The organism is Lacinutrix gracilariae (assembly GCF_042684485.1).
GTDB lineage: Bacteria > Bacteroidota > Bacteroidia > Flavobacteriales > Flavobacteriaceae > Oceanihabitans > Oceanihabitans gracilariae.
Genome location: NZ_JBHULM010000041.1, coordinates 1 through 5,767, shown reverse-complemented (window position 1 = coordinate 5,767; position 5,767 = coordinate 1). Strand labels below are relative to the sequence as shown.

The following is a 5,767-nucleotide window of genomic DNA, read 5'->3' as shown; positions in this document are numbered from 1 at the left end:
TGTGTGTTTACCGGTTGTAAGTTCGGCTAAAATTTTCAGTTTGAAAGGTTCTGAATACCGTCTGATTACTTTGTCATTTTTGTACATAATGTTTAAAATTATGTAGCCTTTATTCAGGACGGGTCAAAATGTTTTACAACGTGTTTGTGTATGGTTAGTTGCGTGGTTAAGCAACTAAGTTAGCAAACTTTTACGAACCCGTGAAAATTCCGCAGGAATTTTCGCAAGTAGGGAAGAACCCAGCAATTAATTATACACGGTGTTGTATGCAGTTATTTTATCAGACGAAATGATTCCATAAACGTATCTACATTTTTGTCATTCTGTCCAATATAAGTAACTGTATAAACTCTATTTCCTTTTCTAAACAACTTTCCTTGAATGTGTCCTTCAATACCTTTTTCGATTGCATTCTGTTTGAGATTCAGAACAAAGTATTGTCCATTCATTCCGTGTTGTTCAATCGATTCTTGAAATTCCAATTTAAACGCTTCAGCCATTTTATTCGAGAAGTTAGTTACTCCTTGCGAATAAATTTGTTCGTCTGTCATTGACTTAATCATATGTTCGGGATAGTCGTTGTATTCTATCGAAAATATTTTATTTGGTCCCAAAGTCGAACGAAATAAATGGATTTGAAACTTATCAAGTCCAATCTGATTATCAATAGCAGAATAACTCGGTTCGGTTGAAAAGTCAGCTATAAAATTCCCAGGTTGAGAAGCAAATTCTCCGCTTTTTGTTTTATAAATCATTTTATCCGATTCATTTCCGCACGATAGGAAAGTCAAAATTGTTAAAATCAGAAGTAGATTTTTTGTCATTGTGTTCGTTTTTTTTTTTAATTGCATACAACGGTTGCGTGTATGGAAAGTTGCTATTTTGTCAGCGAGGAATTTCCGAAGGAAATTCAGAAGTTGGCAAAAAAGCAACTAACTTAATTTAAGCACTAATCTAGCAATTTTTTATACACATTGTTATAAAATGTAGCGAAACATTTGAGTAATAACGTTTTGATTTTCCGTAATGCTTGTTCAAATATAAGGGAAAAGCTAAACGTGTTTTGCTTTTACAGTTGAATAGCGAAAAGTGTTTTTTTTCAAAACGCTTTGTAGCATTTTGCGCAAGAGTAGTCTGTCGTATTTTAACTTAAATATTGTTTGAAAGATAAAACGGTTAGATTTAATTCTTAGAAAATACAGAGTAGAAGAGAGGAAGAGCTTAATGAAGATTAATCCAGAATTTATTTATTACTCATTCCGTAAGTAATAAGAATGTATTTTTCTTTCTTTCCAACCAGTAAGAGTGATTAAAATTTCATAAATATTATAATCTAAATTCTGAGAAAAGAGATCAACATCAGTTTGAAAAACAATAAATAATAATTTGGTTTGGGACTAGACTTTTAGATTGAAGTTTGTTCTGAGCTATTTTTTATAACGGTTCTGTATATGATACGTTGCGTGTATAAGCAACTAATTTAGCAAATAAAAACCGAATAGAATATTCCGCAGGAATATTCGTAAGTAGGCTAGAACTAGCAATGGATTATATACTTTGTTAGCAGCAGTATTTATTGTTCGTATCTATTATACCAATCACTTACAAAACAACATAGTGAAAGCGCTTTTAAACTGTTTGTTTCTGTTCCATAGTCAGTCGATTTTCCGTGCATAACACTGTGTCTATTCAGTTTGCTGAAATATTTCGATTTTTTAATCTTAGCCGATGGAACATTTAAAGAACTATCTTCTTTTAAAAGATTTACAAAGTTTGGGTTTTTTTCTTTGTCTAAATGTTTATCTAAATTATTTCTATTGTGAAAGATTTTTCCGTCTATAATTCCATCTCCTTGAGATAAGAAAAGAATCGTAGAAGAATAGAACATATTAGATTTATGAGCATTAAAAGCCTCTTCAAGTACGGCTTTTCTTTCTGAATGATTTTTGATTAATTGTTCTTCGATTTTTGTCAAATTTTCCTTGAAGAAATTTATCAAAATACTTTCTGCCTCTTTTGTTTTTTCAGATTTGATTAATTCAATAACTTCCGATATTTTTTTCATTTTCATCTCACCAGAAATATACCAACCGTAATTTAATAATGTCCTAGTGTTCTCTTCTATAGAATCATTTTTAATGTCGTAAACTTTAGAAATAATTGACGAAATACCACCATTTTCTTTTATCTCTTTTAATAATTTTTCTGTGGTAGTTTTCATTCTTTTCATTTTATCGAATGCGTTTTTTCATATTGCTGCTAACGTGTTTGTGTATGGTTAGTTGCGTGGTTAAGCAACTAATTTAGCAAAAATGAACCGAACGAGAGGAAATTCCGCAGGAATTTCCACGTAGGCAAGTCACAAGCAATTAATTATACACGTTGTTAGCAAACGTATTTATTTATTTATTCAACGTTTTTATATTTTTCACAATTTTTCATTTCCTCAATCAAGTCGGCTTTGTCATAATTCATCTCATATTTTTCTGGGACAATTCCGTTTATCAATTCAATTACACGACTTAATTCGGGATGATAATAATTTGATAAATGAACAGTTTTAGATATTGAATCTTTTTTAATAGTAAATGATTTTATATCTCCATCCTCAATACAGTCATTCCTGTAGTCGGTTTTTAAGCTACCAATATTGATTTCAGATATTTTCTTTAATTGTCTTTTAGGTAATTTCGAAGTAGAGTAGAGAACACTATCTTTTTCGTTTTCTAATTCTCCACGAAATGTTATGGTCAACTTTTCATTCGTAAGAGTATAAAGTACAGAGTAAGCAAGAGAATAATTATAATCCGAAATTGATAATTCAAAAGGTTCAATCGGTTTGTTATTACAAGAAAATGTAAAAACTAAAACTGATAATGTTATCAATCCGATTGAGTTTCTCATATGTTTGCTAACGTGTTTGTATATGGTTTGTTGCGTGGTTTAAGCAACTAATTTAGTAAATAATTACCGACCAAGAAAGTCCGAGAGGACTTTCGTAAGTAGGCGAGAAGCCAGCAATAAATTATATATGGTGTTAGGCAATGTTTTGTCCATCATCAGGATATTCTAAATAATCAATTTCACTCACGCAATTCATTAAATTTTTGAATATTCCTTTTAATCGAATAGCAATGTCTAAATAAACATCTTTATTGTTTGGTCCTTTTTGCATAAACATTTGTTTGTCTACAAATCTAAATTCTTCTTCTCCAAATTTATAATAGTATTCGTTTCCGTGATAAATTCCGTTAGAGTGAATCATACAATTTCGAAGTTTTACTGCAAAATTCAAAAACTCTCTATCTTCTTTTAAATCTCCAGAATAGCAATTAGTTTTTCTTTTTACGAGAAAATTAAACTTTCTTAATAAAGGAATGAAAGAGGACTTTTTCAAGTTGTCCATAATTATGTTTTTTTCCTGTTCCTCAAGGTTTGCTATTGCTTTTATTACTTTAGAATTAAGTTTTTTAATTATTATTTCTAAATCATTTTCAGTCGCTAAATGTTCAAAAATTAATGATATTGATAATTCAAATGATGTCCAAACTCCAAAAATAATATTCCGATTTAAATTTCCGTGGTAACCAACAGATAATAAGTCAAAATCTTGTATTTCAAATAGTCTTTGAGCGTGAATGTTAAAAGGGTAAACTCGTTCAGTAAATTTTACATCTCCATTTCCTATAAATTCTGCTAATCTATAAGATGCTTTTCCAATGTAGTAATCATAAATGTTTGTATAAAATAAACCAAAAAAACTATGTCTAACATCGTCAGAATGTAGTTTTATTTCAGCAATTTCTTCCTTAAGGTTTTCGGTGTATTCTAATAGTTTATCGAGGTTCATTTTCTAATATTGCCTAACGGTCTTGTATAAGAATAGTTGCGTGTTTGCGTGCGAGGAATTTCCGAAGGAAATTCAGATGTAGCAAATACGCAGCTACCTTTGTTTAAGCACAAAATAGCAATTATTTTTATACGTTGTTACCACACGTTTTTAATTCTTGTTTTTTTCTAATTCAGAAATTTTTTCTTCTTTCAATGAGTATGATTTTATAATCATAACAGTTAAAATAGCTAAAGGTATTCCGATTATTGACAATGCTATATCTCCAACTGTACTGTTTAAAAAGTTTTCTATTGTCTCTGCTTTAAAAGCGCTTTTCATAGCATATTTTCCAATATAATTGGATATAATCCATAAAGCCCACCAAAGACCAATTATAATTGTGCTATTCTCTATGTAGTCAGAATTTTTTGATTTTATTAATTGGGTAGTTTTAGTCCACATTTCTTTCATTATTTGATATGGACGGTACAATGAAATTATTGGCACAAACCAACTTCCTGATGCCCAACCATCAGAATGATTACAATTTGTTCTAATATTTAGGTTATAATATGCTCTTCTAAACCATTGAATAAATGTCACCCCAGAAATTATAAAAACTATTAAATATATAATCGCTATAACTTGTTCTCTTGTATCATTTGAGTTCAACATTTGGTCAGTTACTACTTCGTCATTTTGTAATGACTTGAGTAGATTATATTGTAAATAAGAAGAAAATATTGAAATAATATCAAGAGCCATAACTATCCAAATAAATAATTGCGCAAGTTTTGCTCTCTTTAAATTTGGTCTAATTGCATTAATTTTATTTTCTGTTCCTAAAACGACATTATTATCAAGGTTAAAGTCTGTACAAGTATTTTCAAATTTCATACTTTTCCCTTTTATATTACAAATGTTTTCTTTTTCATTTATTCCTTTCTTTCGATTTAAACATTGTTTGCAATTTTCGAATTGTTCTTCTGTCATTTTTTTGAGTTCAGGTTTTTAATGTGTGGTAACGTGTTTGTGTATGATTTCGTTGCGTGTTTCAGCAACTAAATTAATAAACTAAAACGAACCAGAGGAAATTCCGAAGGAATTTCCAAGTAGGCTATAACTAGCAATGAATTATACACGTTGTTGTGGTACGTATTTTTTATTCAATTTCTATTATTTCTTTCAGTGGTGGTGGTGGTGGAATATCAAATTTCTCATTCAGCCAAATATTTATATCCGTTTTATTTGTAATTCGTTCGTAAGCTTGAGTTAGTTTGTCTAATGTTTTCGGTAAATTTTCAAATCCGTTTTTGTCATAAGAAACGTAAATCAGTAATTTTTCGAGATTGTCACTTAATTTTGGGTTTTCCCCATTGTTTTCAATATCTCTTTTTAAAACAATTTCCAAACTATCTAAAGGATAGAAATTCTCGTAATTTTTATTAATTGTATCATTGTGTATTTCGATTGTATTTTTTTGCTTTATTAGAATACAAGCAAAATTTTCCCAACAAGGATTATGGAAATAGATTGTCTTAATTCTATTTTCTGATTTTAAAGTGATTTTCGGTATGCTATCGTTACAAGCAATTCTTTCAGTCCGTTTGAGTAAGTCTTTCCAATTTTTGAATCGATTATAAATTAATTCAACACCAAGACTGTCGTTTTTATTGTCCCACTTTCCGAAATCTATTCGAACTAACTGTTTTTCTTTTTTTTCAGAGTTTTGACATCCGATTATTGTCAAAATCAGTAAAATCAGAAACGATATTTTAATGTTAGTTCTCATTTTTTATATGTACCACAACGTGTTTGTATATGGTTTGTTGCGTGGTTAAGCAACTAATTTAGTAAATAATTACTGACCAAGAAAGTCCGCGAGGACTTTCGTAAGTAGGCGAGAAACTAGCAATAAATTATATACGGTGTTGT

Annotated in this window: 6 protein-coding genes; all 6 read right to left on the bottom strand. The window is 29.7% G+C overall.

The window, feature by feature from the left end; all coding sequences use genetic code 11:
- Positions 1–272: 272 nt before the first annotated feature.
- The 6 genes from ACFSSB_RS15655 to ACFSSB_RS15630 all read right to left on the bottom strand — a co-directional run bounded on the left by ACFSSB_RS15655 (position 273) and on the right by ACFSSB_RS15630 (position 5,624).
- Entirely contained in the window at positions 273–824 is a 552-nt protein-coding gene (locus ACFSSB_RS15655) for a hypothetical protein (protein ID WP_379905997.1), read from the bottom strand.
- A 749-nt stretch (positions 825–1,573) separates the two neighbouring features.
- Positions 1,574–2,221 carry a hypothetical protein gene (locus ACFSSB_RS15650; protein WP_379905995.1) on the bottom strand — a complete coding sequence of 216 codons (648 nt, stop codon included), beginning with the start codon at positions 2,219–2,221 and terminating at the stop codon, positions 1,574–1,576.
- A gap of 185 nt (positions 2,222–2,406) precedes the next feature.
- A complete protein-coding gene (locus tag ACFSSB_RS15645) occupies positions 2,407–2,904 on the bottom strand; it encodes a hypothetical protein (RefSeq protein WP_379905993.1) in 498 nt (165 codons plus the stop codon).
- 133 nt (positions 2,905–3,037) lie between these two features.
- Positions 3,038–3,850 carry a hypothetical protein gene (locus tag ACFSSB_RS15640; RefSeq protein WP_379905991.1) on the bottom strand — a complete coding sequence of 271 codons (813 nt, stop codon included), beginning with the start codon at positions 3,848–3,850 and terminating at the stop codon, positions 3,038–3,040.
- Between the two features lie 150 nt (positions 3,851–4,000).
- Complete coding sequence (locus ACFSSB_RS15635; RefSeq protein WP_379905988.1) at positions 4,001–4,825, bottom strand: DUF4328 domain-containing protein; 825 nt, start codon at positions 4,823–4,825, stop codon at positions 4,001–4,003.
- 169 nt (positions 4,826–4,994) lie between these two features.
- A complete protein-coding gene (locus ACFSSB_RS15630; protein WP_379905986.1) occupies positions 4,995–5,624 on the bottom strand; it encodes a hypothetical protein in 630 nt (209 codons plus the stop codon).
- Positions 5,625–5,767 lie beyond the last annotated feature (143 nt).